This window comes from Pseudomonas sp. 15C (assembly GCF_055484735.1).
The window spans coordinates 1-23,759 of sequence record NZ_JBUDGD010000069.1; the positions used below are offsets into that span (position 1 = coordinate 1).

Genomic DNA, 23,759 nt, shown 5'->3' on the forward strand with positions numbered 1-23,759 from the left:
CACAGCGGAAGGAGGTGCAGCGAAGCAAACCGTAGCCGCTGCGCCCGGATCGATCCCGGAGCGAAGGGACCCGAGCCTGCGAGGGCCGAACGCAGGAGCAAGCGTTTTTTGCTTACTTTTTTTGGCGTTTGAAAAAAAGTGAGTCGCCGTAAGGGCGACACCATAAGAAGCCGTTACCGCAGCAACGGATATGTACCCAAACCAAAAAACTCAGCGCCTGAAAGAAAGTCATCGCGAGCAGGCTCACTCCTACAAGGGTGTTGCGCACACACAGACGACCTTTCATCCCACCACCGACAAACCCAGTGGAACCGCAAACGCCAGCATTTCTTCTATCGCAAACACCCCGATGGAGAACCGCAACATGACTGACCATCCACTGATAGCCACCCACACAAGAAACGACACCGGCCAGCGCGGCACAATGAGCAGCGCCGAACGCGCCCTGTCCCTCACCGCCGGCGGCGCACTGCTCTTGCACGGCTGGCGCACCGGCGGCCTCGCCGGCGCACTGGAAATCGTCGCCGGCGCATACGGCGTATGGCGCGGCGCCGCCGGCCACTGCCGCTTGAAACAGGCCCTCACCCCTACCCCGTTCGAACAGCAATTCAGCCGCGAACACCACTGGCCGATCAGCGAAGCGATCACCCGCAGCGTAACGATCAACCGCCCGCTGGAAGAAGTCCGTGACTTCATCACCCGCGTCGAAAACATCGGGCCGCTGCTGCGCTGGGTCGACAGCGTCGAACAACTTAGCCCGGACACCACCTGCTGGACGCTGCGCGCTCCCGCCGGTCGCAAGCTGCAAACGACGCTGATCCGCCAGCCCGCCGAAGACCCGAACACCCTGCACTGGCAAACCCCGGATCAATCCAGTTGGCAACACGACATCTCCCTGACGTTGACCCCCGCCCCCGCCAACCGTGGCACTCAGGTCAAAGCGGTGGTCGTGTGCAAACCGGCGATGGGCAAACTCGGTTACGCCTTCGCCCGCGCAATCAGCCTGTTCAGCGACAAGGCGCTGCTCAATGGCTTGCAAGCGGTGAAGCAACAGATGGAAACCGGCGAAGTCAGCAACAACCGCATGCGCCCTGAAGGCGACGATGATTTCTTTTATGTCCACGGCGACAGCGGCCATACCGCGGCCGGTCAACAACCGGTGAAAACCGGCGTGGCGATTGAAGGGGGGATTCACTGATGCGCGCACTCACCTGGCAAGCACCCAACCATCTGCAAGTCGACAATGTGCCTGATCCGTCGATTCTCAACCCGCGCGATGCGATCATCCGCGTCACGCTGTCCTCGGTTTGCGGCTCCGATCTGCACCTGCTCGGCGGTTACGTTCCGGCGATGAAACCGGGCGATATCATCGGCCATGAGTTCATGGGCGAGATCGTAGAGGTTGGCCCCGGCGTCAATGGCCTGCGCAAGGGCGACAAGGTCATCACCATTTCCATCATCGGCTGCGGCAATTGCGAGCCGTGCCAGCGCAGCGATTTTTCCTGCTGCGACAACTCCAACCCCAATCCGTCGGTGACCGACCTCGCCTACGGCCAACCGTGCTGCGGGATTATCGGCTACAGCCACGCGTTCGGCGGCTACCCCGGCAGCCACGCCACCTACGTGCGTGTGCCCTACGCCGACGTCAACCTGTTCAAGGTGCCCGAGGGCGTGCGCGACGAGCAGGCGCTGTTTGTCTCCGATGCCGCGCCCACCGGTTATTTCGCAGCCGACAACGCCGACATTCAACCGGGCGAGACGGTGGCGGTCTGGGGCTGTGGCGGCGTCGGGCTCATGGCGATCTGCAGCGCCTATCTGCTCGGCGCCGAACGGGTCATTGCGATCGATCGTTACCCCGAGCGGCTGCGCCTGGCCGAAGAACGCTGCAACGCCATTCCGATCAATTACGAGCAGACCAACGTTCACGAAGCGCTGCTGGAACTGACCGGCGGGCGCGGGCCGGACCGCTGCATCGATTGCGTCGGCATGGAAGCTCACGGCACGGAAATCGACTACGCCTACGACAAGACCAAACAGATGCTGCGTCTGCACACCGAACGCGGCACCGTGCTGCGTCAGGCCATTCGCGCCTGTCGCAAGGGCGGCACGGTGTCGGTGGTCGGGGTGTATGGCGGGTTGCTGGATAAATTCCCGATGGGCGCAATCGTCAACAAGGCGCTGACCGTGCGCTCCGGGCAACAGCCGGGGCAACGCTACGCACCGACGTTGTTCGAGCACATCCAGAAAGGCGAACTGGACCCGTCATGGCTGTTGACCCATCCGATGAGTCTGGAGGACGGCGCCGAAGGCTATCGGATGTTCAAGGAGAAAACCGATCAGTGCATTCGCGCCGTGTTCAAGCCGTGAAGGTTGCAACGCCGCTGACGCCGTTTGCCGGCGTCAGCGGCGCTGTCATTCATTCTCATGGCCGTGCGCGTCGGCACAGGACAATCGCCCCGACTCGCCGCCAGCGATGCGTTCTGCCTGATCGATGCCGCGCTTGAGCGCGTCTTCAACTTCCCATTCGATACCGGGCAATTTTTTGATTCGCTCGTAGGCGCATTCGCCGGTCGCCGTGTAGACGCTGATGAACATTTCCACGTTGCCATCGTCCGCCTCGCGTGCCCGCACCTCGATGTGACAGCCGTTTTCAACTTCTTCCGTGTGGCACTTTTCCGCCCTCTCCGTGGCCTTCCATTTGTTGTAGGTCTCGCCGCGTTTGAACATGTCGTACTCCTGATCTGAATCCGCTTATTCAAAGACCCAGGCTGTCGCTGGATGATTCCCGAATTTGCCAAAGGTCATTTCCAGCATAGTCCGCCAGTTCTGCCCCGCCGTTTCGCTAGTTCAACCGTTCGTCAGGTTCAGTAACATTTTGTCAAACCAATGCCCAAGGGTTTATTCAAAAAATCGTGGCTCACATGAACCACCGTTACAGCCGCCTGAATATTGATGCAGGCAACTTCGCTGCGCTTTAAACAAACGCAGCGGCAATACCTCAACTCATTGTTTTACTCAGGTGCGTCGCAGTTCCGCCACAGGACGAGGATCGGCGTTTATACAGGAGCATGTATGAAGCGAATCATTGGGTATGGCCTGACCTATCTCGCTACCAGCGTTCTTCTCGCCGGTTGCAACTTGATCGTGTTCAACCCCAAGGGCCAGGTGGCCAAGGATGAACGCGACCTGATCATCCTCGCGACCGGCCTGATGCTGCTGGTGGTGATTCCGGTCATCGTGATGACTTTCCTGTTCGCCTGGCGCTATCGCGCTACCAACAAGAAAGCCCGGTATTCGCCGCGCTGGGCCAGTTCGCACAAGATCGAAGCGGTGGTCTGGGGCGTGCCGTTCCTGATTATCTGCGTGCTCGGCTGGGTCACCTGGGAAACCACGCACGCGCTGGACCCTTATCGACCGCTCGACTCCGATGTCCCGCCGGTGAACGTGCAGGTGGTCGCCACTGACTGGAAATGGTTGTTCATTTACCCGGATCTGGGTATTGCTTCGGTCAATGAACTGGCACTGCCGGTCAATACGCCGGTAAGTTTCACCGTCACTTCCGACGCCGCCATGACTTCCTTCTTTATTCCCGCTCTTGGCGGGCAGATATATGCCATGGCGGGCATGCAAACCAAGTTGCACTTGATCGCCAATGAAGCCGGACAATATCGCGGAATCGCCGCCAACTATAACGGCCACGGCTTCTCCGACATGCACTTCAGCACCCTGGCATTGAATGGCGCCGACTATGACGCGTGGGTAAACAAGGTCAGGAACACCCCCCAGCAACTTGATCAGAACAGTTATGCCGAACTGGCGAAGCCTTCGGTTGCGCACCCGATTACTTATTACTCGAAAGTTCAGGAGCGACTGTTCCTGAATATCGTCGACAAGTACGAAGGCATGAACAAGGCACCGCGCCCCACGGGTAGCCAGGTGCAACGCAACAGCGACGACAAGCGCGTCGATCAACAACCGAGTCTGCTGGCCGAGGAGCGTTAACAATGTTCGGGAAACTTTCATGGGACGCGGTTCCATTGCACGAGCCGATTGTCATGTACACCCTGGCCATCGTTGGCCTGATGGGTTTTGCCCTGGTCGGCACCGTCACCTGGAAGCGCAAGTGGGGGTACCTCTGGCGCGAGTGGTTCACCTCGGTCGATCACAAGAAAATCGGCTGCATGTACATCATCGTCGCCCTGGTCATGCTGCTGCGCGGCTTTTCCGACGCGATCATGATGCGCACCCAGCAGGCCATGGCCTCGAGTGGCGGGCCGGGTTATCTGCCGCCGGAACATTACGACCAGATCTTCACCGCCCACGGCGTGATCATGATTTTCTTCATGGCCATGCCGTTCGTGGTCGGCCTGATGAACATCGTCGTGCCGTTGCAAATTGGCGCGCGCGATGTGGCATATCCGTTTCTCAATGCGCTGAGTTTCTGGCTGTTCGTGGTCGGTGCGGCGCTGGTCAATATCTCGCTGGGCGTCGGTGAATTCGCCCGCACCGGCTGGGTCGCCTACCCGCCCCTGTCCGAACTCGGCTACAGCCCCGGGGTGGGTGTCGATTACTACATCTGGTCATTACAGATATCCGGGATAGGCACGTTACTCACCGGGGTCAACTTCTTCGTGACCATTCTGAAAATGCGCACCGAAGGCATGACTCTGTTCAAGATGCCGGTGTTCACCTGGAACGCCCTGTGTACCTCGGTGCTGATCCTCGCCGCGTTCCCGATCCTCACCGCGACCCTGCTGATGCTCACCCTCGACCGCTATCTGGGCATGCACTTCTTCACCAACGAGGCCGGCGGCAACCCGATGATGTACGTCAACCTCATCTGGGCCTGGGGCCACCCGGAGGTGTACATCCTGATTCTGCCGGCCTTCGGGATCTTTTCCGAAATCGCCGCGACCTTCAGCAGCAAGCGTCTGTTCGGCTACGTGTCGCTGGTGTGGGCGACGATCTCGATCACCATCCTGTCGTTCATCGTCTGGCTGCACCACTTCTTCACCATGGGCGCCGGGGCCAACGTCAATGCGTTCTTCGGCATCATGACGATGATTATTGCGGTGCCGACCGGGGTGAAAATCTTCACCTGGCTGTTCACCATGTACCGCGGGCGGGTGCGCTTCGAAACGCCGATGTTGTGGACGCTGGGCTTTATCGTCACGTTCAGCATCGGCGGCATGACCGGCGTGTTGCTGGCGGTGCCCGGCGCGGACTTCCTGTTGCACAACAGCCTGTTCCTGATTGCGCACTTCCATAACGTGATCATCGGCGGCGCGGTGTTCGGCTACATGGCCGGGCTGACCTACTGGTTCCCGAAAGCCTTTGGCTTCCGCCTCAACGACCGGCTCGGGCGCATCGCCTTCTGGTGCTGGCTGATCGGTTTCTACTTCGCTTTCATGCCGTCCTACGTGCTCGGTTTCATGGGCATGACCCGACGCCTCAACCACTTCGACAACCCGGCCTGGCAACCGTGGCTGCTGCTGGAACTGGTCGGCGTCGGCATCATCCTCTGTGGCGTGTCCGCGCAGGCGCTGCAGCTGTATGTGAGCATCCGCAACCGCGCGAAATATCGCGACCTCACCGGTGACCCGTGGGATGGTCGCACGCTGGAATGGGCCACGGCCTCGCCGCCACCGTTCTACAACTTCGCCGAGCAGCCGAAAGTCAACGATCTGGACGCTTACTGGGGCATGAAAGAGCGCGGCGTCAGCACCCTGAGCCACACCGATTACCGCGCCATCCACATGCCACGTAATACCTCGGCCGGTCTGGTGATCAGCATTTTCGCGCTGATCTGCAGCTTCGCCCTGGTCTGGCATATCTGGTGGCTGGCGATCTTCGGTCTGGTGGCCTCGGTGGTTGCCATGGTCGTGCGCAGTTATGACGAAGACATCGACTATTTCGTCCCCGCGCAGGAAGTGGCGCGGATCGAAAAAGCACGTCTCAAAGACCTGGCGGAGGCTTGATCATGTCCAATATCGTCCTGGAAAAAGACATCGCTCACAGCCATGAGCAAGGCCACGAAGACGCCGGTTCCATGCGGGTGTTCGGTTTCTGGATCTACCTGATGACCGACTGCATTCTCTTCGCCACGCTGTTCGCCGGCTACGCCGTGCTGCGTGACAGCGTCGCCGGAGGGCCGTCGACTGTCGATATTTTCGAGTTGCCCTACGTCCTCGCTGAAACCGCCCTGCTGCTGCTCAGCAGCATCACCTACGGCTACGCCATGCTGGCGATGAACCGCAACGACAAGGCCCATGTGCTGCGCTGGCTGGCGGTGACCTTCGTGCTGGGCTGTGGCTTCATCGCGATGGAAATCAACGAATTCCATCACCTCATCGCACAAGGCTACGGCCCGGATCGCAGCGGTTTCCTCACCGCGTTTTTCACTCTGGTCGGCACCCACGGCGCGCACGTGCTTAGCGGCCTGGTGTGGATGGCGATCTTGATGGCGCAGGTCAGCAGCCGCGGCCTGACCAACACCAACACCACGCGCCTGAGTTGCCTGAGCCTGTTCTGGCATTTCCTCGATGTCGTGTGGATTTGCGTATTTACCGTGGTTTATCTGTTGGGGGTGGTGTGACATGTATAACCAAAGTCAGGTTCACAGCAGTGCCGGGACCAGCCACGGCAGCAGCCGTACGTACATGGTCGGCTTCATCATTTCGGTGGTCCTTACCGTGATTCCGTTCGGTCTGGTGATGTTTCCGACCTTGCCGCGCAGCGTCACCGCGTGGGTGGTGGTGGCGCTCGGCGTGGTGCAGGTTTTCGCCCACCTCAAATACTTCCTCCATCTGGACACCGCCTCGGAACAGCGCTGGAACCTCATCGCGCTGATCTTTTCGGTGGTCATCATTCTTCTGCTGGTTGGGCTTTCGCTATGGATCATGGACAGCATTCACCACAACATGCTGGCGCACTGAGGCAATGGAGGGTACCGCTCAACGTCGGCATTGAACTGACCAAACCGGGGATCATCTTCGGCAATCTGGCATCGGTACTCGGTGGTTACCTGCTCGCGGCTGCCGGGCGACCTCTGTCGCTCGCGCATCTGGCGGCCACCGTGATGGGTACCGCGTTGATCATTGCTTGCGGTTGCGTGATCAATAACTGCGTCGACCGCGATATCGATCGGCGCATGGTCCGCACCTGTCATCGGGCGCTGGCGATCCGTGCGGTGTCAGTGCCGGCGGCGCTGTGTTATGCGGGCGTGCTCGGACTGCTCGGCTTTGCCCTGCTCTGGTCCGGCACCACGCCGCTGGCCTGTGCGCTGGCGGCGATTGGCTTGATCATCTATGCAGGCGTTTATACCTGCCTGATGAAGCGCTGCTCGCATTGGGGCACGCTGGTTGGCAGCCTGTCGGGCGCCATGCCGCCGGTGATCGGCTATGGCGCGGTGACCGGCAATTTCGACGCCACCGCGCTGTTGCTGGTCATCGTGTTCTGCTGCTGGCAGATGCCGCATTCCCACGCGATTACCGTGATGCGCCACGAGGATTTCCGCGCCGCCGGGCTGCCAACCCTGACGCTGAATCAGGCACGACGCGAGATCATTCTGTACATGCTGGCGTTCCTCATCAGCGCGGCCGTGTTGGGCTGGGTGGCAAATCTCAACGTGTCGTACCCGCTGGTCATTGTCGGCCTGGGTGGCTACTGGTTTTACCTGGCCTTGCGGCGGGTCAGCAGCCGCACGTCGAAAGCCTGGGCACGACGGCTTTTTGTGGTGTCGATCCTGCTGATTCTGGCGTTGAACCTGTCGTTGGCGCTGAACGCGGTACTGCCGTCATTCAGCGTTTAGCCAGCGCGTAGCGACCGCTCATCGGTCCTGAAGAAATCCGTTCAAACCCTGTCGCGCTGCCGGTTATCAGAATTGATGAACGCAACAACCATCAGCAACCGGGAGGCCCACATGGCTAACGACACCTCAACATCACAATGCGCCTGCTCCGGCTGCACCTGCAGTGCCGACAACGCGGTCGAGCGCGACGGCAAACGCTATTGCAGTCAGGCCTGCGCCGACCTTCACCCCAATGGCCAGCCCTGCCCGTCGAGCAGTTGCCACTGCGAGCAGAACCTGGGGCACAGTGAGCGCAACGTCAGTGATTCCAAACTGGACGAAGCGGTGGAAGAAACCTTCCCCGCCAGCGATCCGATTTCACCGTAACGCGCAGTCCCTGATTTTTTACCCGCTGGAGAGATTGATATGGACGAGGAAACCATCCGCAAAACCGCCTATCGCCTTTGGGAAGAGCAAGGCCGGCCGCACGGACAGGATTTCGATCACTGGTTCCAGGCCCGCGCCGAACTCGATGCCTTCGACTCCGACGGCTTGCCCGGCTCCGTCGCCAGCAGCGTAGCGCCGCCGGCACCACGGAAAAAGAGCAAAGAGGCGCCCGCCGCCACGGCGAGCAAAACCCGCAAGAAAACCTCCGCCGCAGCGAAATGACCTTGACCATGCCGTCGCCAATCCTGATCGGGCGCTGAAGCTTTGAAGCGCGGCGCTAACCTGGTGGCGGCGGCTTTCGCCCTCACGGCGTTGTCCTATGGTCTGGCACGGTTTGCCTACGGCCTGCTGTTGCCGCAGATCCGTCAGGAGCTGGCGCTCAGCGTCTCGGCGGCCGGTTGGATCGGCGGCAGCGCCTTCGCGGCCTACTGCGTGGGCATCGTCGCGACATTCATCAGTAACGGCAAACTCAGCCCGCGCGCACTTACGGTGCTTGCCGGTGCGGCCGCTTCGTCCGGCATGGGTTTGATCGTCTTCGCCCAATCGGGCCTGGCGCTGGGCTGTGGCGTGGCGCTCGCCGGATTGAGCACCGGCCTGACTTCACCGCCGCTGGCCAGCGCGGTGGCGGCCCGTATTGCCGAGGCGCAGCGCGCGCGGGCCAACGGCTTCATTAACGCCGGCACCGCTGCCGGCATCGTTTTTTCCGGTTTGGCCGTGGTTGTCGCCTCAGGGCAGTGGCGGCAGTTGTATGCGCTGTTCGCAATGATGGGCGTCGGCATTACGCTGTGGCTGTGGTTTGCCGTACCGCGCCGTGGCGAAAACGCAACCACGGGCAAGTTTTCCTTGACCCTGCTGCGCCGCCCCGGTGTATTGCCGCTGTGTTGCAGCGCCTTTCTGATGGGACTGGCGAGCACCGCGATCTGGACGTTCGGCGCCGACATTCTGCGCGCTGAAGCTGGTTTCTCTGATCGGTCGATTGCCTGGGCGTGGATATTGCTCGGCACTGCGGGCATCAGTGGCTGCACCACCGGCGTACTGACCGGTCGTTTTGGTGTTGCGCGCATGCATCGATTGGCCCTCGCCGGAATCGCCGCGGGCACGCTGGGGCTGGCAGCGGCTTCGCTTTCGGCGGCTTATGGGCTCGCGGCGATGTGCCTGTTTGGCGCGGCCTACATCGCCTCGTCCGGTGTGTATCTGATTCAGGGGATCAACCTGTTTCCGGATCGTCCGGATCTGGGGCTGGGCATTCCGTTTCTGGTCCTGGCGCTGGGGCAAACCGCCGGCACGCCGTTGTTTGGCGCGGTGCTGGAGACCGCCGGGGTGATCGTCGCCCTGTGCGCGTTTGCCTTCGCTGCAGGCGTGGCGATGCTGCCGAGAGCAAGCGCCGCAAAGCAGTCGATCAAGCCGCCGGCTGGAGAATCTCCAGCAGAAAATCGATGAACACGTTGATACGGCTCGAGCCCCGGTGGTTGGGCAGGTACAGCGCGTTGATGCAGGTGCTGGCAGTGCCGGGATTGACCTGATACTGCTCGAGAACGCGCACCAGTCGTCCGGCGGCCACGTCGTCGCGAACCAGCCAGTCGGCCAGCAGCGTCACGCCGCCACCGTCGATAGCGGCTTCGCGAAGGATGTCGGCATTGTTACTTTGCAGGCGCCCGTGCACGTTGAGCTGGATGGTTTCGTCGTCGCCCTGAAAGGTCCAGTGCTGGTGGGTGCCGGCGTAATCGAAGCGCAGGCATTGATGATCGAGCAGGTCGCGCGGATGGCACAGCTCGGCACTGCACGCCAGGTACTCGGGGCTGGCGACGACCCAGCGCTGGAACTGACCGACGCGTTTGCTGACGATGTCCTCGCTGACCACCGAGGAGCCGAGGCGCACCGAGACGTCGATCTGTTCGCTGAGCAGGTCGCTGACCTGATCACTCAGCGACAGGCTGATTTCCAGGCCCGGATGGCGCGCCAGCAAGCGGCTCAGGTGTGGCGCAATAAGGCGCCGGCCGAACTCCACCGGCACGCTGATGCGCAGCCGCCCTTGCGCCTCGCTGCCACGGTCAGCGACCACCGCGTCGGCTTCGTCGATCGCGTCGAGAATCGCCACGGCCTTGTCGAAGTAGGTCTGCCCGGCCACCGTCACGCTGGTGTTGCGCGTGGTGCGGTTGAGCAGGCTCGCGCCCAGTTCGTGTTCCAGCCCCGCCACCTGCCGGGTCACCGAAGACGTCGAGATCCCGAGTTTGCGCGCCGCTGAGGAATAGCCCCCGCAGCGCACGGTTTCGACAAACATCTTCAAGGCCAGCAACTTGTCCATCAGCGGGGTCCGGTCGGAAAGGAACGGCGCTGATTGTGCATCACCGTGCGCTTGCCGTCTTGTATCGCCGTGCTTGGCTGCAGCGGCCGCGTACTCAGGCATCGGCTTTGTGGCTCAGGAACAACCCCAGCGCCAGGGCCGGCAACAGCGCTACCGCAACCGCAGACAGGTTCCAGCCGAAGTGCTCGTAGAGCGGGCTGGCGACCAGCGAACCGAGGGCGCCGCCGACGAAAATGCTGGTCATGTACACCGCATTGAGGCGCGCACGGCTGTGCGGGTCGATCGCATAGACCTCGCGCTGGCCGAGGACCAGGTTCAACTGCACGGCGAAATCCAGCAGCACCGCACACACCACCAGCCACAGGTAGCCACTGCCGGGCAGCGCAGCGATCAATAGCGAAATCGGAGCCAGCAGCAATGCCACCAGCGTGCCGCGCCTTGCATGCCCGGCATCGGCCAGGCGCCCGGCAATCGGTGCAGCGATCGCCCCGACGGCGCCGACCAGGGCAAAAATCGCCACTTGCGCCTGACTGAAGCCGTGATGGCGCATCAGTTCAATCGGCGCCAGGGTCCAGAACAGGCTGAAGCTGGCGAACAGCAACCCCTGATACAGCGAACGCTGACGCAACAGTGCATGCTTGCGCGCCAAGGCAAATACCGAACCGATCAGCGCCGTGTACGTCGCTTTATGGCTCGGCACACGGCGTGGCAGCGCAACGGCAGTGATCAGGGCAATGACCGCCATCAACCCGGCGGCGCTGAAAAACACCCCGCGCCAGCCGAACACTTCGACCAACAGGCTCGACAGTGGCCGCGACAACAGAATCCCCAGCAGCAGGCCGCTCATGATGTTGCCGACCACCCGGCCGCGCGTGGCTTCAGGCGCCAGATGCGCGGCCAGCGGCACGAGGATCTGCACGGCGACCGAGGTCAGGCCGATCAGCAGGGAAAACAACAGGAACATCGACGGCGAATGGGTCAGCCCCGCGCACAACAGCGCGACACTCGCGGCAAGAGTGAAACCGACCACCAGACGGCGGTTTTCCATCAGGTCGGCCAGCGGCACCAGCAACAGCAGGCCCAGGGCATAACCGAACTGGGTCAGCGAGACGATCAGGCTGGCATTCGCGCTGGAAAGGCCGATTTGCGGCGCGATCAACTCGACGATGGGCTGCGCGTAATAAAGATTGGCCACGACTGCGCCACAGCAGAATGCGAGGAACGCGACCATCAGGCCGGAGAGTAAAGCGGGTTGCTCGGCCTTGGCCGTAGCGGCGGGATTGCCGGTGAGCATGGTGACACCTCATTGCGTCTGGAAAAGGTGAGCCAAGGCTACGGCCAGCACCGGGCCGCGAGAATCACTGCGCCGGGCAACGCACTGATGCGTGTGGCGCAACGGCACACGGTGTTGCTTGTGACGCAACGCGCTGTTGCGCCAAGCGCGGATTCTCCGCCGTGCGAGTGTTCTCTAGGCTTTGTCCGAGGCGCAGACGTCGGCGCCCTTCCCCGGTCGTCACAAGGAGCTTCGCATGACTCGCCGTCCTTCCCCCCCGCTGTTTTGCCCTGTGCCGGGGTCGCTCTGATGAACCTGCCCTGGCTGAAATCCCGCACCTTCTGGATCGCCGTAGCGTTATTGGCGGCAGTGGCGCTGACCGCCGCAGTGTTGTTGATGTGGCGCCCGGCGATTGCGCCGATCGAGCGCCCTCCGATATTCGATACGGCGCAGATCCAACGCGGTGCGCGGGTCGTCGAAGCCGGCGATTGCGCGGTCTGCCATACCCGCCCCGGCGGTGAATATCTGGCTGGCGGACTGCCGCTGGTAACACCATTCGGCACCCTGTACAGCACCAACATCACCCCGGATGCGCAGACCGGCATTGGCCAATGGTCGCTGCCCGCTTTTGAGCGGGCAATGCGCCAGGGCATAGCGCGTGACGGACATTTTCTCTATCCGGCATTTCCCTACGTGCACTACCGGCGCATGAGCGCCGACGACATCGCCGATGCCTATGCGTACCTGATGAGCGGCCCCGCTGTGCAGGCGCCGGCGCGGCAGAACCAGATGAATTTCCCGATGAACATTCGCCCGCTGGTGTCGTTCTGGAACCTGCTGTTTCTGCACGGCGAACCGCTGACGCCCCTGGCCGAACGCAGCGCGGCGTGGAACCGTGGACGTTATCTGGTCGACGGGCCGGGGCACTGCGCCGGCTGCCATTCACCGCTCAACCTGATCGGTGCGGAGAAATCCTCCGAGTACCTGCACGGCGGCAGCGTCGACGGCTGGGAGGCCCCGGCGCTGGTCGGTCTGGGGCAACGGGCGAATCCGTGGAACCGCGAGCAACTGGTCGATTATCTGCGTGCCGATGTGGTCGCCGGGCACGGTACTGCGGCTGGCCCAATGCGCCCGGTCAGCCTGAGTCTGGCGCGTCTGCCGGCCAGCGAAGCCGATGCGATTGCCGAGTATCTGCTGAGCCTGGAGCAGCCGCCGACGGTTACCGAAACCACGGCGCCAACGCCGATCGACCCTGCATCCACTGCCCAAGGCGCGCTGCTGTTTAGCAGTGCCTGCGCCGGCTGCCATGGCCGCGCCGCGCCGATGCGCGAGATCGACGGGCGGCCGCCGCTGGAGAGCACCTCGGCGCTGCACGCGGCCAGTTCGCGCAATTTCCTCAAGACCGTACTCGAAGGGCTGCCGGCCACGCCCGGTTCGCCCGGACCGCAAATGCCCGGGTTCGCCGCCAGCCTCGACAACCGCCAGCTCGCCGCACTGGCCGTGTATCTGCGCCAGCAGGCGCGCCCCGCTCAGCCTTGGGCAGACCTCTCTTCCACTATTGAAGCGTTACGTCAGGAGGCCAAATGAGCCAGATCACCCTCAATGTCAACGGCGCCGCCCAGGCATTGGAGCTGGAGCCGGACATGCCGCTGCTGTATGCGCTGCGCAATCATCTGGGCCTGAACGGCGCCAAGTACGGCTGTGGTCTGGGTCAGTGCGGCGCCTGCACGGTGATCGTCGATGACCAACCGGTATTCGCCTGCCTGACGCCCTGCGCGGGTCTGCAAGGCAAGCAGATCCGCACCGTGGAAAGCCTCGGCAGTGCAGAAAAACCGGGCCCGCTGCAAGCGGCTTTTATCGAGAAACAGGCGGCGCAGTGCGGCTACTGCATTGCCGGCATGCTGATGCGTGCGCAAGCGTTGCTCGAACGCAACCCCCACCCGGACGAAGAAACCATCCGCGAGCACATGGCCGGCAATCTGTGCCGCTGTGGCACGCACCTGCGCATCATCGAGGCGATCAGCCTGGTCGCCGGGCAACACGGGAGCCGGTCATGAGCGAATCAACCGGTCTGAATCCGAGCCGCCGGGCATTCCTGCGCGGCGGCGCATTGCTGATGGCCTTCACCCTGGTGCCGATGGCGCGGCGGGCGCTGGCCGACACTGAAGTCGACACGCTCGGCACCGTGGTCCTCGCGCCGGATCTGCCGGGCAGCCTGCGCACCAATCCCTACCTCGACGCGTGGATTCGCATCGACGCCGACGGTATCACCGTGTACACCGGCAAGGTCGAGCTGGGCACCGGAGTGAAAACCGCGTTGCTGCAAATCGCCGCCGAGCGCCTGCAAGTGCCGGCCAGTGCGATCAACCTGCTCACCGCCGACACCGCGCTGACACCCAACGAAGGCTACACCGCCGGCAGTCACAGCATTTTCGACAGCGGCACCGCGCTGTTCCATGCCGCTGCGCAAGTGCGCGAGATGCTGGTGGACTCCGCCGCGCGCCGCTGGCAGGTCGACCCGGCGCAGCTGACTACCGCTGATGCAATGATCGAAGGACCGACCGGGCAACGCATGAGTTACGCCGAAGCGGTCAGCAACGTCGATGTGCACCAATACGCCAAGGCGCAATCGCCGAGCCTGCCAGCGGCGGATTTCAAGCTGATCGGGCATTCGCTGCCGCGTCTGGATATTCCGGCAAAAGTCAGCGGCGGCGCCGCGTTCGTCCAGGACATGCGCTTGCCCGGCATGCTCCATGCACGGGTGATTCGCCCGCCGCGTCCGGGTTGCACACTGGAGGCGTTCGATGCGCCGGCCATTGAGGCACTGGCCGGGGTGGTCAAGGTAATCCGCGACGGCAATTATCTCGCTGTGCTTGCCCGTGACGAATGGCAAGCAATCAAGGCCATGCGCAGCGCCAGCGAGGTCGCGCGCTGGCGTGGTGGCGACGCAATTCCCGAGGCCGCTGATATTCATGCCTTGCTCAAGCGCCTGCCTTCGCGGCGCTATCCGATCAGCAACAATGGCGACGTGAATAACGCCGGTGAAACGCGATTCAAAGCGCGGGTGACCAAGCAATATCTGATGCACGGCTCGATCGGTCCGTCCTGCGCCGTCGCCTGGTTCAAGGACGGTGTGCTGACCGTGTGGACGCATACTCAAGGCGTCTATCCGCTGCGCGCCGGCATCGCCGAAATGCTGCGCCTGCCGCCGGAGCGGGTGCGCTGCATCCACACCGAGGGCTCGGGCTGTTACGGCCACAACGGTGCCGACGATGCCGCCGCCGACGCCGCGTTGATCGCCATGCGCGTTCCCGGCACGCCGGTGCGCGTGCAGTGGATGCGCGAGCAGGAAAATCTCTGGGAACCGTACAGCTCGGCGATGGTGGCCGAGGTCGACGTCGGCCTGGCGAACAATCGCCTGCAGGACTGGCACTACGAGCTGTGGACCACGCCGCACAACGAGCGCATCGTCAATGCCGGGCGCCTGTTGCCGGCGCGCTTGCTCGCGCAGCCATTCACCTCGGCGCCCTCGGTGCCGATCGCCCAGCCCGAAGGCGACGGTGACCGCAACGCGGTGCCGCTGTATGACCTCGGCGCGACCCGGATCAACATGAACTTCGTCACCACCATGCCGTTTCGCACCTCGGCGATGCGCTCGCTCGGGGCGCACATCAATATTTTCGCGATCGAGGCGAGCATTGATGAACTGGCAAACAAATCCGGCCTCGATCCGGTGGCCCTGCGCCTGGCGCATCTGACCGACCCGCGTGCGCGTGCGGTGATCGAGCGGGTGCGCGATGCCATCGACTGGACGCAAAAAAGTCCCGAGCCCGGGGCCGGCATCGGTTTCGCCTTCGCCCGCTACAAAAACATCATGGGTTACTGCGCCCTCGCCGTGCGCCTGCGGGTGCATCCGCAAACCGGCGAAGTGCGCATCGAGCATGTGGTGACGGCGGTGGATGTCGGCCAGATCGTCAGCCCCGACGGCCTGCGCAATCAGGTCGAGGGCGGCATCGTGCAGTCGGCGAGCTGGACGCTGTACGAGAAAGTCGCCTACGACGCGGGCGGCATTCGCAGTTACGACTGGAGCGGCTATCCGATCCTGCGCTTCACGCAACTGCCGAAAAAAGTCGATGTGCATTTGCTCGACCAGCCCGGCGAACCGTTCCTCGGCGCCGCCGAAATTGTCCAGGGGCCGATGGCCGCTGCGCTCGGCAATGCCGTCGCCAATGCCACCGGCCGGCGCTGGCTGAACCTGCCGCTGAGCCGTTCGACCCAACCCTCCTGAGCACCGCCCGCGTTCATCGCCAATGAACGCGGGCGCCGTTGCGCCAGACGCAAAACAGCGTAGCGCCGCCCACCGATTATCACCCCCGCCCGGCCCGGTTAACGTAGCTCTACCGCGTGCGCAGCCCGACTGTCGCGCTTCATGTCATTCGTTGATTATCTGGAGTTGCCCATGACCCGCCGCCTGTTTCAGCCCGTCACCCTCGGCCCTTACACCCTCTCCCATCGCGTCGCCATGGCGCCGCTGACGCGCTCGCGCGCCGGTCAGCCCGGCGACGTGCCGAACGCAATGAACGCCGAGTACTACCGCCAACGCGCCAGTGCTGCGCTGATCATCACCGAGGCCACGCAGATCTCCCGCCAGGGCCAGGGTTACGCATGGACGCCAGGCATTTACAGCGATGAGCAGGTCGCGGCCTGGCGTGAAGTCAGCGGCGCGGTGCATGGCGCTGGCGGGCTGATCTTCATGCAGCTGTGGCATGTGGGCCGCGTCTCGCACCCGAGCTTTCAACCGGACGCCGGCCTGCCCGTCGCACCGAGCGCACTGCCGGTGCCCGGCAAGACCTTCATCGTTGACGAACACGGCAATGGCGTTTGGGGTGACGTGCCGGTACCGCGCGCCCTCGAAACCGCAGAAATCGCCGCCATCGTCGAGGACTATCGCCGCGCTGCGCGCAATGCCATTCGTGCCGGGATGGACGGCGTGGAGATCCACGCGGGCAACGGCTACCTGCTCGATCAATTCCTCAACAGCAATAGCAATCAGCGCAACGACGCCTACGGCGGCAGCGTCGAGAATCGCGCGCGTCTGTTGCTTGAGGTGGTCGCCGCCGTGGCCGACGAAGTGGGAGCCGAACGCGTCGGCGTACGCCTGACGCCAATGGGGCGTTTCATGGGCATGGGCGATGACACACCAGAAGCCACGTTTGGCTATCTGGTCGAGGCGCTGAATGTGTGGAATCTGGGGTATCTGCACCTGGTCGAGCCGGCGATGGTCGGCACGGTCAAGGACGAAAATTTTGACCCGCGCTGGGACGCGATCATTGCGCAATTGCGCGGAATCTGGAGAGGCGTGTTGATCCTTGCGGGCGGCTACGACGCCGAGTCTGCCGAGCAGGCGTTGCGCTCGGGGCGTGCCGACATCATCGCGTTTGGCCGGCCTTTTTTGGCCAATCCGGACCTGCCGCGGCGGATCCGCGAAAGCCTGCCGCTGAACACGCCGGACCCGAGCAGTTTCTTTGGTGGCGATGAGCGCGGGTACGTGGATTATCCGTTTTATGCCTGAGCGGGGGGCGGCTCTTTTTTGTGGCGTGGCGGCCTTTGGGCCGGCCATGCTGTGGTTGGGTTGTGTGAATATCCGTTTTTTTTGGTGTTGCGGCTGGCGGTTTCGCCCTTACGGCGAGGCACTTTTCCAGACGCCGAAAAAGTACCCAAAAAGGCTTGCTCCTACGTGCGGCCCCTCGCAAGCTCGGGGTCCCTTCGCTCCGGGATCGCCGGTTAGGCAAGATCAAGAGCACTCGAGCTGGCGCTCATTGTTGAGTGGTTAGAAGCGGGTGGTTGGCTGGGGATTTGTGGTGTGGCTGCCCCTCACCCCAGCCCTCTCCCGAGGGAGAGGGAGCCGATTTGTGGGCTTTTCCAATTGTGCATTCGACTCGGTATTGCACGTTGGCGTAGCTTTCGCATCCACCTCGGTCAGTTCCCTCTCCCTCCGGGAGAGGGTTAGGCGGGCGGCGTTCCGATGAGGGGCTTTTGATCTTGTTCATCAATTGCAGCACACACTGGGCAAGGAAAGCGTCAGTGCGTACCCGGCAAGCGCAATCAATTGGCACTGCGGCCCCGTTTCAGGGTCAGTTCAGATGACCTGACATCGACCGGCAAACCCTCAAGGGCGCCGTTAAGTGGCAGAATCCCCCGACCTTGATCCTTTTCGGAGTGCGCAATGCTTCGCGTGTTTGAACGTAGACTCGATCCCTTCCCGCCTGATGAATTGCCGCCACCGCCGGTGGGCCTGACGCGTTTTCTGTGGGCGTGCACCCGCGGCGCGCGCGGCTATATCCTCGCGCTGGCCCTGCTCAGCGCCGGTGTGTCGATCTACGAAGCGTGGCTGTTTTCCTTCCTCGGCCAGGTGGTCGACCTGCTCTCGACCTGGCAGGCCGGTGGCGGCGTCAGTGCCGAAGAAAGCCGCGTGCTGTGGGGTATCGGCATCGTCCTGCTGGTGAGCATCGTGCTGGTTGCGCTGCGCACGATGGTTCAGCACCAGATCCTGGCGATCAACCTGCCGCTGCGCCTGCGCTGGGATTTTCACCGCTTGATGCTGCGGCAAAGCCTGTCGTTCTTCTCCGATGAGTTTTCCGGCCGAGTCACCACCAAGGTCATGCAAACCGCGCTGGCGGTGCGTGAAGTGCTGTTCACCTTGATCGAAATCGCCCCCGGCATCGGCGTGTACTTCATCGCCATCATCGCGTTGGCCGGCGGCTTCGCCCTGAAGCTGATGCTGCCATTCATTGCCTGGGTCGCGCTGTTCGCGCTGGCGATGGTGTACTTCGTGCCACGCCTGGGCAAAGTCGGCCAGGAACAGGCCGATGCGCGCTCATCGATGACCGGGCGCATCGCCGACGCCTACACCAACATCACCACGGTGAAACTGTTCTCGCACTCCAAACGCGAAGCGCATTTCGCCCGCGCGGCAATGGAAGATTTCAAACTCACCGGGTTTCGCCAGATGCGTCTGGTCAGTCAGTTCGAGATCGTCAACCAGGCCCTGGTGGTCGCGCTGATCATCGGCGCCGGCGGCTATGCCCTGTGGCTCTGGCACCAGGGCCAGGTCGGCGCAGGCGCGGTCGCGGCGATCACCGCCATGGCCTTGCGCATCAACGGCATGTCGCACTGGATCATGTGGCAGATGACCTCGCTGTTCGAGAACATCGGCACCGTGCAGGACGGCATGGCCACCCTCACCCGCGGTCCGAAAGTCCAGGACGCACCGAACGCCGGCGTGCTGGTACCTGGCGGCGGCGCGGTGACGTTCGACGACGTCAGCTTCAATTACAACGGCGAACGTCAGGTCCTCGACGGCTTGAGCCTGCACATTCGCGCCGGCGAAAAAATCGGCCTGGTCGGCCGCTCCGGCGCCGGCAAATCAACGCTGATCAACCTGCTGCTGCGTTTCTACGACGTCGACAGCGGGCAGATCCGCATCGACGGCCAGAACATCGCCGAAGTGACCCAGGACAGCCTGCGCAGCGCCATCGGCATGGTCACCCAGGACACCTCGCTGCTGCACCGCTCGATCCGCGACAACATCGCCTACGGCCGCCCCGACGCCAGCGACGAAGACATCCACCGCGCCGCCGCCAACGCCCAGGCCGACGGCTTCATCAACCAACTGAGCGACCGCCAGGGCCACAGCGGCTACGACACCCTGGTCGGCGAGCGCGGCATCAAACTCTCCGGCGGCCAGCGCCAACGCATCGCCATCGCCCGAGTCATGCTCAAAAACGCCCCGATCCTGCTGCTCGACGAAGCCACCAGCGCCCTCGATTCCGAAGTCGAAGTCGCCATCCAGGAAAGCCTCGACGAAATGATGCAAGGCAAAACCGTCATCGCCATCGCCCACCGCCTCTCCACCATCGCCGCCATGGACCGGCTTATTGTCATGGACGAAGGCCGCATCATCGAACAAGGCACCCATGCCGAACTGCTGGCCAGAAACGGAATTTATGCGAGGTTGTGGCAGCATCAGAGCGGCGGGTTTCTGGGGGAAGATCAGGGGTTTGCCGCGACGTTGGATCAGGCGTGATTTGGCGATTTTAGAAGCAAAGTCAAAGGCCCCTCATCGGAACGCCGCCCGCCTATCCCTCTCCCGGAGGGAGAGGGGACCGACCGCGGTGAACAGGAGTGTACGCAAACCTGAAACCGAGTCGAACGCACACGTCAAAGCCAACCCAAATCGGCTCCCTCTCCCTCGGGAGAGGGCTGGGGTGAGGGGCAGCCACACCACAAACCCCAAGCCGAACAAACGCTTCTAACCACTCAACAATGAGCGCAAGCTCGAGTGCTTTTGATCTTGCGTCACCGGCGACGTCGGAAGGCTGAGCGGAGGGATTGATCCGGGCGTGGGAGCGCAGCGAAGGGACCCGAGCCTGCGAGGGCCGAACGCAGGAGCAAGCCTTTTCGGTTACCTTTTTGGCGTTTGAAAAAGGTGACCCGCCGTAAGGGCGGAACCCTAAGCCGCCGTTACCGCAGCAACGGATATTCACCCAAAACCAAACACCCAAAAGAACCAAAACCAACCGTACGTCGCCCCCAGGGAACACCCCACCAAGGCCCCTCCTCTACCCCACAAAGGGCCGAGGAAAAACGCCATGTACAACGAAACCAAAATGCTCGCCTACAGCCAATGGCACGACCTGCTGACCAACACTACCAACACCTTCAGCGAACCCGAAGACCGCTACGACGAACTGCTCCGGCTCGCCGACGACTACCGCAGCCGCGGGATCATCAATACCCCCGAACGCAACACCCTGATCGAAATCGCCACCGCGGCCTACACCCGCTCAGTGACCGCCGTCACAGCCAATTCAAGCCACTCAGGAATCAACCCATGACCGGTGAAAAACCCAACCAAGCCCCAACCACGCCGAACACCGAAGCCGACGGCCTGACCGACGATCAACGCGTACGCCGCGAAAACAACGACCACCAACAAGGCGCCCGCGTAACCCCCGGCCCTGCGGATAAAGAACGTGACCCGGAGGTTGGCCGGACATGAACAAGCTCGCAGTAAAAGCCCTCGCCACGCTGGTCCTGAGCCTGCAGACCGTCGCCCTGTGTTACGCCGTCACACTCAATGCCTTCGTCGAAGAAGCGGCGCAACAGAGCCTGTTCCAGAACAACGCCTCTCGGATAGCCATGGAAAACAGTGCACTGCCCGAAGTCAGGGACTTCGCCAAAACCATGATCGCTGACCACGACCGCTTCTATCCGAAACTGCAGCAGCTCGGGCAAACCTTGAAGATGGACGTGCCGGCCGAACCTTCGACCGCCGGAAAAGCCAAGCAATTACGCCTCGAATCGCGTGACGAATCGTTCGACCGCACCTACATCGACAGCCAGGCCGAGACCCTCGAGCAGAAGGTCATGTTGTTCAAGAAAGAGGCGATGTCTTCGGAAAACCCGCAGCTCAAGGCTTTCGCGAAATCAGCGCTGCCAGGCATCGAAAAGCAGGCGCAGACGGCCAAGGCTCTTCAGGAAAAACTCAAGCCTTCGGCCGGGAAACTGATTGCGCCGACCAAGCCTTGAGCGGCGGCGCTGTCAGTCGATGGGGCCAACGTTGATGGTCATGTCGTCGCCCAGCCCCTGGACTTTGGCGAGGACATCGACCGGCGTCTCGTCGGAAAAGTGCACGACGTAGCCCATGCCGCTGCCGTCTTCTTCGATAGCGCTGACCCAGAGTTCGACCTCGTCGGCGTCCAGCCCCAGGGCCAGGCCGAGCTGGCGGTTGCGGTGGTCTGAATCGGTTTCGTCCATTGGGTAACTGCTCATTGGGTTCTCCGGTTTTTTTGGGGGCTTATGGCGATGGACGTTGTGGTTGGGTTAGCGTTCGATTTTTTTTGGTTGGGTTGTTTGTTCATTGCTACGAGTTCGGGTGTTCGGCTTTAGTGAGGTGGTGAGGCTTTCCCCTCATCGGAACGCCGCCCGCCCAGCCCTCTCCCCCAGGAGAGGGAGCCGATTTGGGTGGTATTCGGATTTAGTATTCGCCGCGACATCACCAATACGACACACGTCGCCCAAACGACTCGGTCAGTCCCCTCTCCCTACGGGCGGTCCGACGTTTCGGGAGGGTTAGGGTGAGGGGCTTTTGATTTTGGCGTTAGAGCAACAGCGCATCCCGCCACTGGCCACCGCATCGAGATGCGGAACTCCCGGACGCAAGCGCCGGTCGATGACGACAACCCATGGCCATTCCGTCTTATGCGTTTCACCTGATGATTGCGAGAGAACACTATCGTGGACTTGTTGTTTCTGGGCACCTCTGCCGGCGTGCCGACCCGTGAGCGCAATGTCAGCGCCACGGCATTGATCGAGGCGTCGGGCAGAGGCTGGTATCTGATCGACTGTGGTGAAGGCACGCAGCATCAAGTCCTGCGCACGCCGTTGTCGCTGAGCGAATTGCGTGGAATTTTCATCACCCATGTCCATGCTGACCATTGCCTGGGCCTGCCCGGTTTACTGGCAAGTACCGGCATGTCTGGACGATCGCGGCCGCTGGATATCATCCTCCCGGCGGCGCTGCATCCGTGGCTGACGTTGAGCCTCGCGGTGACCCAGTCGCATCTGCCCTTCGAAATCCATCTGCACGCCGTCGAGTCGCTCGAGCATTGGCGCAACGGCAACGTCGAGGTCAGCACGGTCGAGCTGTCGCACCGCGTGCCGTGTCACGGTTATGTCTTCACCGAAGCCGATCCGGCGCCGCGTCTGGATGTGCAACGGCTCGACGCTGAAGGCATCGAACGCGGTCCGCTGTGGGGCGAACTCGCCCACGGCCAGGATGTGCTGCACGACGGGCGCTGGCTGCGCGCGCAGGACTATTTACTGAGGGCTCGTGCGCCCCAGCGCATCATTGTGTGTGGCGACAACGACCGCCCGGAACTGCTGGCGGAAGTTGCCGCTTCAGCCGATGTACTGGTGCATGAGGCGACGTTCATCCAAGCGGCCATCGATAAAACCCGCGCCAGCTACGGCCATAGCAGCGCCGCTGCGGTCGCCGGTTTTGCCGAAGCGGTGGGCGTGCGCAATCTGGTGTTGACGCACTTCAGCGCACGCTACCAGGCCAATCCGGCGCAACATCCGTCGATCGAAGACGTGCGCAGTGAGGCGGCAGCGCTGTACAACGGCCGATTGATTCTGGCGCGCGACCTGCAGCGCTATCACTTCGATCAGCACGGTCAGTTGCAGCCGGTGATGCGAAACCCTCTGCCCCGCTCGCACGATAAATGAAAAATAAAAACGTCCGCTCGCCTGGCGAACGGACGTTCCGGTTCCACGTTGGGGTTACTTCTTGGCTTCCTTGTCGGGGTCAGCCGAGCGAGCCAGAAACGCCTCGGTCAGCTGTGGCAGGTGCTTGAGCAGCCAGTCGGCCATGGCCACTTCCTGCGGCAGAATCGACTCACAAGCCTTTTTCGTCTGGGTGTCACCCGCCGCTTCGGCGGCAGCAATCAGCACGGTGTAGCTGGCGATTTCCATGTTCTCGAACACGTAACCGGCCATCGCGCCCTTGATCACCTCATCGCTCATCAACGAGCCACCCACGGCCTGACCGAACGCCATCAACTTGCCGCCCAGATCCTTGATCGTCGACGAGTCGCCACCCAATCGTTGCAGGCACTCATCGATGAGTTTCTGCTGGCCGAGAGTTTCTTCAATGTGCTGGTCGATCCGCGCTTTCAGTTGCGGGTAGTGCTCGAGGCGCTTGGATTGCGCCTTGAGCATTTGCTCGGCCTGTTGCTCCATGGCATGGGCGTCACGCAGCCAGTCGAGCAGATTTTCCTGTGGAGTGGCCATGATCAGGCTCTGCCCTACCGCGTAGGCAAACACCCCGGCCAGCAGGTAGAACGTGCCGATGACCTTGTGCGGGTTGAAGCGGTCCATGGCCC

General features: G+C 62.4%; 24 protein-coding genes and 1 pseudogene. 19 read left to right on the forward strand and 6 right to left on the reverse strand.

Features of this window, described 5'->3' with window-relative positions; all coding sequences use genetic code 11:
• The first annotated feature begins 364 nt into the window (after positions 1 to 364).
• Both ACYYKW_RS23670 and ACYYKW_RS23675 read left to right on the forward strand, forming a co-directional pair.
• A complete protein-coding gene (locus tag ACYYKW_RS23670; protein ID WP_464991320.1) occupies positions 365 to 1,198 on the forward strand; it encodes an SRPBCC family protein in 834 nt (277 codons plus the stop codon).
• The gene (locus tag ACYYKW_RS23675; RefSeq protein WP_336354677.1) at positions 1,198 to 2,367 is read left to right on the forward strand and encodes a zinc-dependent alcohol dehydrogenase; all 1,170 of its coding nucleotides are present in this window, start codon (positions 1,198 to 1,200) and stop codon (positions 2,365 to 2,367) included. Before ACYYKW_RS23670 ends, ACYYKW_RS23675 begins: the two co-directional genes overlap by 1 nt.
• Before the next feature lie 45 nt (positions 2,368 to 2,412).
• Here the strand turns inward: ACYYKW_RS23675 and ACYYKW_RS23680 are convergent, their stop codons facing one another.
• Complete coding sequence (locus tag ACYYKW_RS23680) at positions 2,413 to 2,727, reverse strand: hypothetical protein (protein WP_464991321.1); 315 nt, start codon at positions 2,725 to 2,727, stop codon at positions 2,413 to 2,415.
• Between the two features lie 345 nt (positions 2,728 to 3,072).
• On the opposite strand from ACYYKW_RS23680, the gene cyoA reads away from it, so the two are divergent.
• From cyoA to ACYYKW_RS23720, 8 genes are all read left to right on the forward strand, one after another.
• The gene (cyoA, locus tag ACYYKW_RS23685) at positions 3,073 to 4,002 is read left to right on the forward strand and encodes a ubiquinol oxidase subunit II (RefSeq protein WP_093101944.1); all 930 of its coding nucleotides are present in this window, start codon (positions 3,073 to 3,075) and stop codon (positions 4,000 to 4,002) included.
• A gap of 2 nt (positions 4,003 to 4,004) precedes the next feature.
• Positions 4,005 to 5,978: a cytochrome o ubiquinol oxidase subunit I gene (gene cyoB, locus ACYYKW_RS23690; protein ID WP_093101945.1), complete on the forward strand. Its 1,974-nt coding sequence runs from the start codon at positions 4,005 to 4,007 to the stop codon at positions 5,976 to 5,978.
• A gap of 2 nt (positions 5,979 to 5,980) precedes the next feature.
• Positions 5,981 to 6,595 carry a cytochrome o ubiquinol oxidase subunit III gene (locus tag ACYYKW_RS23695; protein WP_093101946.1) on the forward strand — a complete coding sequence of 205 codons (615 nt, stop codon included), beginning with the start codon at positions 5,981 to 5,983 and terminating at the stop codon, positions 6,593 to 6,595.
• Position 6,596: 1 nt separating this feature from the next.
• Entirely contained in the window at positions 6,597 to 6,935 is a 339-nt protein-coding gene (gene cyoD, locus ACYYKW_RS23700) for a cytochrome o ubiquinol oxidase subunit IV (protein ID WP_464991322.1), read from the forward strand.
• Positions 6,893 to 7,810: a heme o synthase gene (gene cyoE, locus ACYYKW_RS23705; protein ID WP_464991323.1), complete on the forward strand. Its 918-nt coding sequence runs from the start codon at positions 6,893 to 6,895 to the stop codon at positions 7,808 to 7,810. The genes cyoD and cyoE overlap by 43 nt, the downstream gene beginning before the upstream one ends.
• Before the next feature lie 111 nt (positions 7,811 to 7,921).
• Positions 7,922 to 8,176 (forward strand): metallothionein, encoded by a 255-nt coding sequence (locus tag ACYYKW_RS23710; RefSeq protein ID WP_093101949.1) that lies wholly within the window; start codon positions 7,922 to 7,924, stop codon positions 8,174 to 8,176.
• A gap of 39 nt (positions 8,177 to 8,215) precedes the next feature.
• Positions 8,216 to 8,458, forward strand: coding sequence for a DUF2934 domain-containing protein (locus tag ACYYKW_RS23715; protein WP_090283032.1), 243 nt, complete (start codon positions 8,216 to 8,218; stop codon positions 8,456 to 8,458).
• 42 nt (positions 8,459 to 8,500) lie between these two features.
• Entirely contained in the window at positions 8,501 to 9,676 is a 1,176-nt protein-coding gene (locus ACYYKW_RS23720) for an MFS transporter (RefSeq protein ID WP_464991324.1), read from the forward strand.
• Here the strand turns inward: ACYYKW_RS23720 and ACYYKW_RS23725 are convergent.
• Together ACYYKW_RS23725 and ACYYKW_RS23730 are read right to left on the reverse strand one after the other, a co-directional pair.
• A complete protein-coding gene (locus tag ACYYKW_RS23725) occupies positions 9,636 to 10,541 on the reverse strand; it encodes a LysR family transcriptional regulator (protein ID WP_464991325.1) in 906 nt (301 codons plus the stop codon). The two genes, ACYYKW_RS23720 and ACYYKW_RS23725, sit on opposite strands and share 41 nt — an antisense overlap.
• A gap of 94 nt (positions 10,542 to 10,635) precedes the next feature.
• Positions 10,636 to 11,835, reverse strand: coding sequence for an MFS transporter (locus ACYYKW_RS23730; protein WP_093101952.1), 1,200 nt, complete (start codon positions 11,833 to 11,835; stop codon positions 10,636 to 10,638).
• A 288-nt stretch (positions 11,836 to 12,123) separates the two neighbouring features.
• On the opposite strand from ACYYKW_RS23730, the gene ACYYKW_RS23735 reads away from it, so the two are divergent.
• The 8 genes from ACYYKW_RS23735 (at position 12,124) to ACYYKW_RS23770 (ending at position 21,405) form a co-directional block, all read left to right on the forward strand.
• Entirely contained in the window at positions 12,124 to 13,401 is a 1,278-nt protein-coding gene (locus tag ACYYKW_RS23735; RefSeq protein WP_464991326.1) for a c-type cytochrome, read from the forward strand.
• Positions 13,398 to 13,871, forward strand: a complete 474-nt coding sequence (locus ACYYKW_RS23740) for a (2Fe-2S)-binding protein (protein ID WP_464991327.1) — start codon at positions 13,398 to 13,400, stop codon at positions 13,869 to 13,871. The genes ACYYKW_RS23735 and ACYYKW_RS23740 overlap by 4 nt, the downstream gene beginning before the upstream one ends.
• Positions 13,868 to 16,102, forward strand: a complete 2,235-nt coding sequence (locus ACYYKW_RS23745) for a xanthine dehydrogenase family protein molybdopterin-binding subunit (protein WP_464991328.1) — start codon at positions 13,868 to 13,870, stop codon at positions 16,100 to 16,102. The genes ACYYKW_RS23740 and ACYYKW_RS23745 overlap by 4 nt, the downstream gene beginning before the upstream one ends.
• Positions 16,103 to 16,273: 171 nt before the next feature.
• A complete protein-coding gene (locus ACYYKW_RS23750) occupies positions 16,274 to 17,386 on the forward strand; it encodes an alkene reductase (protein WP_464991329.1) in 1,113 nt (370 codons plus the stop codon).
• 654 nt (positions 17,387 to 18,040) lie between these two features.
• Positions 18,041 to 19,900: an ABC transporter ATP-binding protein gene (locus ACYYKW_RS23755; RefSeq protein WP_093101961.1), complete on the forward strand. Its 1,860-nt coding sequence runs from the start codon at positions 18,041 to 18,043 to the stop codon at positions 19,898 to 19,900.
• 565 nt (positions 19,901 to 20,465) lie between these two features.
• Positions 20,466 to 20,711, forward strand: a complete 246-nt coding sequence (locus ACYYKW_RS23760; protein ID WP_464991330.1) for a hypothetical protein — start codon at positions 20,466 to 20,468, stop codon at positions 20,709 to 20,711.
• Positions 20,708 to 20,875 (forward strand): hypothetical protein, encoded by a 168-nt coding sequence (locus tag ACYYKW_RS23765; RefSeq protein WP_157720686.1) that lies wholly within the window; start codon positions 20,708 to 20,710, stop codon positions 20,873 to 20,875. Before ACYYKW_RS23760 ends, ACYYKW_RS23765 begins: the two co-directional genes overlap by 4 nt.
• Positions 20,872 to 21,405: a DUF4142 domain-containing protein gene (locus tag ACYYKW_RS23770; protein ID WP_464991331.1), complete on the forward strand. Its 534-nt coding sequence runs from the start codon at positions 20,872 to 20,874 to the stop codon at positions 21,403 to 21,405. Before ACYYKW_RS23765 ends, ACYYKW_RS23770 begins: the two co-directional genes overlap by 4 nt.
• A gap of 12 nt (positions 21,406 to 21,417) precedes the next feature.
• Here the strand turns inward: ACYYKW_RS23770 and ACYYKW_RS23775 are convergent, their stop codons facing one another.
• Positions 21,418 to 21,648 (reverse strand): hypothetical protein, encoded by a 231-nt coding sequence (locus ACYYKW_RS23775; RefSeq protein ID WP_464991332.1) that lies wholly within the window; start codon positions 21,646 to 21,648, stop codon positions 21,418 to 21,420.
• 465 nt (positions 21,649 to 22,113) lie between these two features.
• Between ACYYKW_RS23775 and ACYYKW_RS23780 the strand changes: the two genes are divergently transcribed.
• A complete protein-coding gene (locus ACYYKW_RS23780; RefSeq protein WP_464991333.1) occupies positions 22,114 to 23,103 on the forward strand; it encodes a ribonuclease Z in 990 nt (329 codons plus the stop codon).
• Between the two features lie 54 nt (positions 23,104 to 23,157).
• Here ACYYKW_RS23780 and ACYYKW_RS23785 read toward each other — a convergent pair whose 3' ends face one another.
• Both ACYYKW_RS23785 and ACYYKW_RS23790 read right to left on the reverse strand, forming a co-directional pair.
• Positions 23,158 to 23,667: a ferritin-like domain-containing protein gene (locus ACYYKW_RS23785; RefSeq protein ID WP_090283019.1), complete on the reverse strand. Its 510-nt coding sequence runs from the start codon at positions 23,665 to 23,667 to the stop codon at positions 23,158 to 23,160.
• Positions 23,659 to 23,759 (reverse strand): annotated as a pseudogene (locus ACYYKW_RS23790) (hypothetical protein); the annotation flags it as partial. The pseudogene ACYYKW_RS23790 and the gene ACYYKW_RS23785, both read right to left, overlap by 9 nt.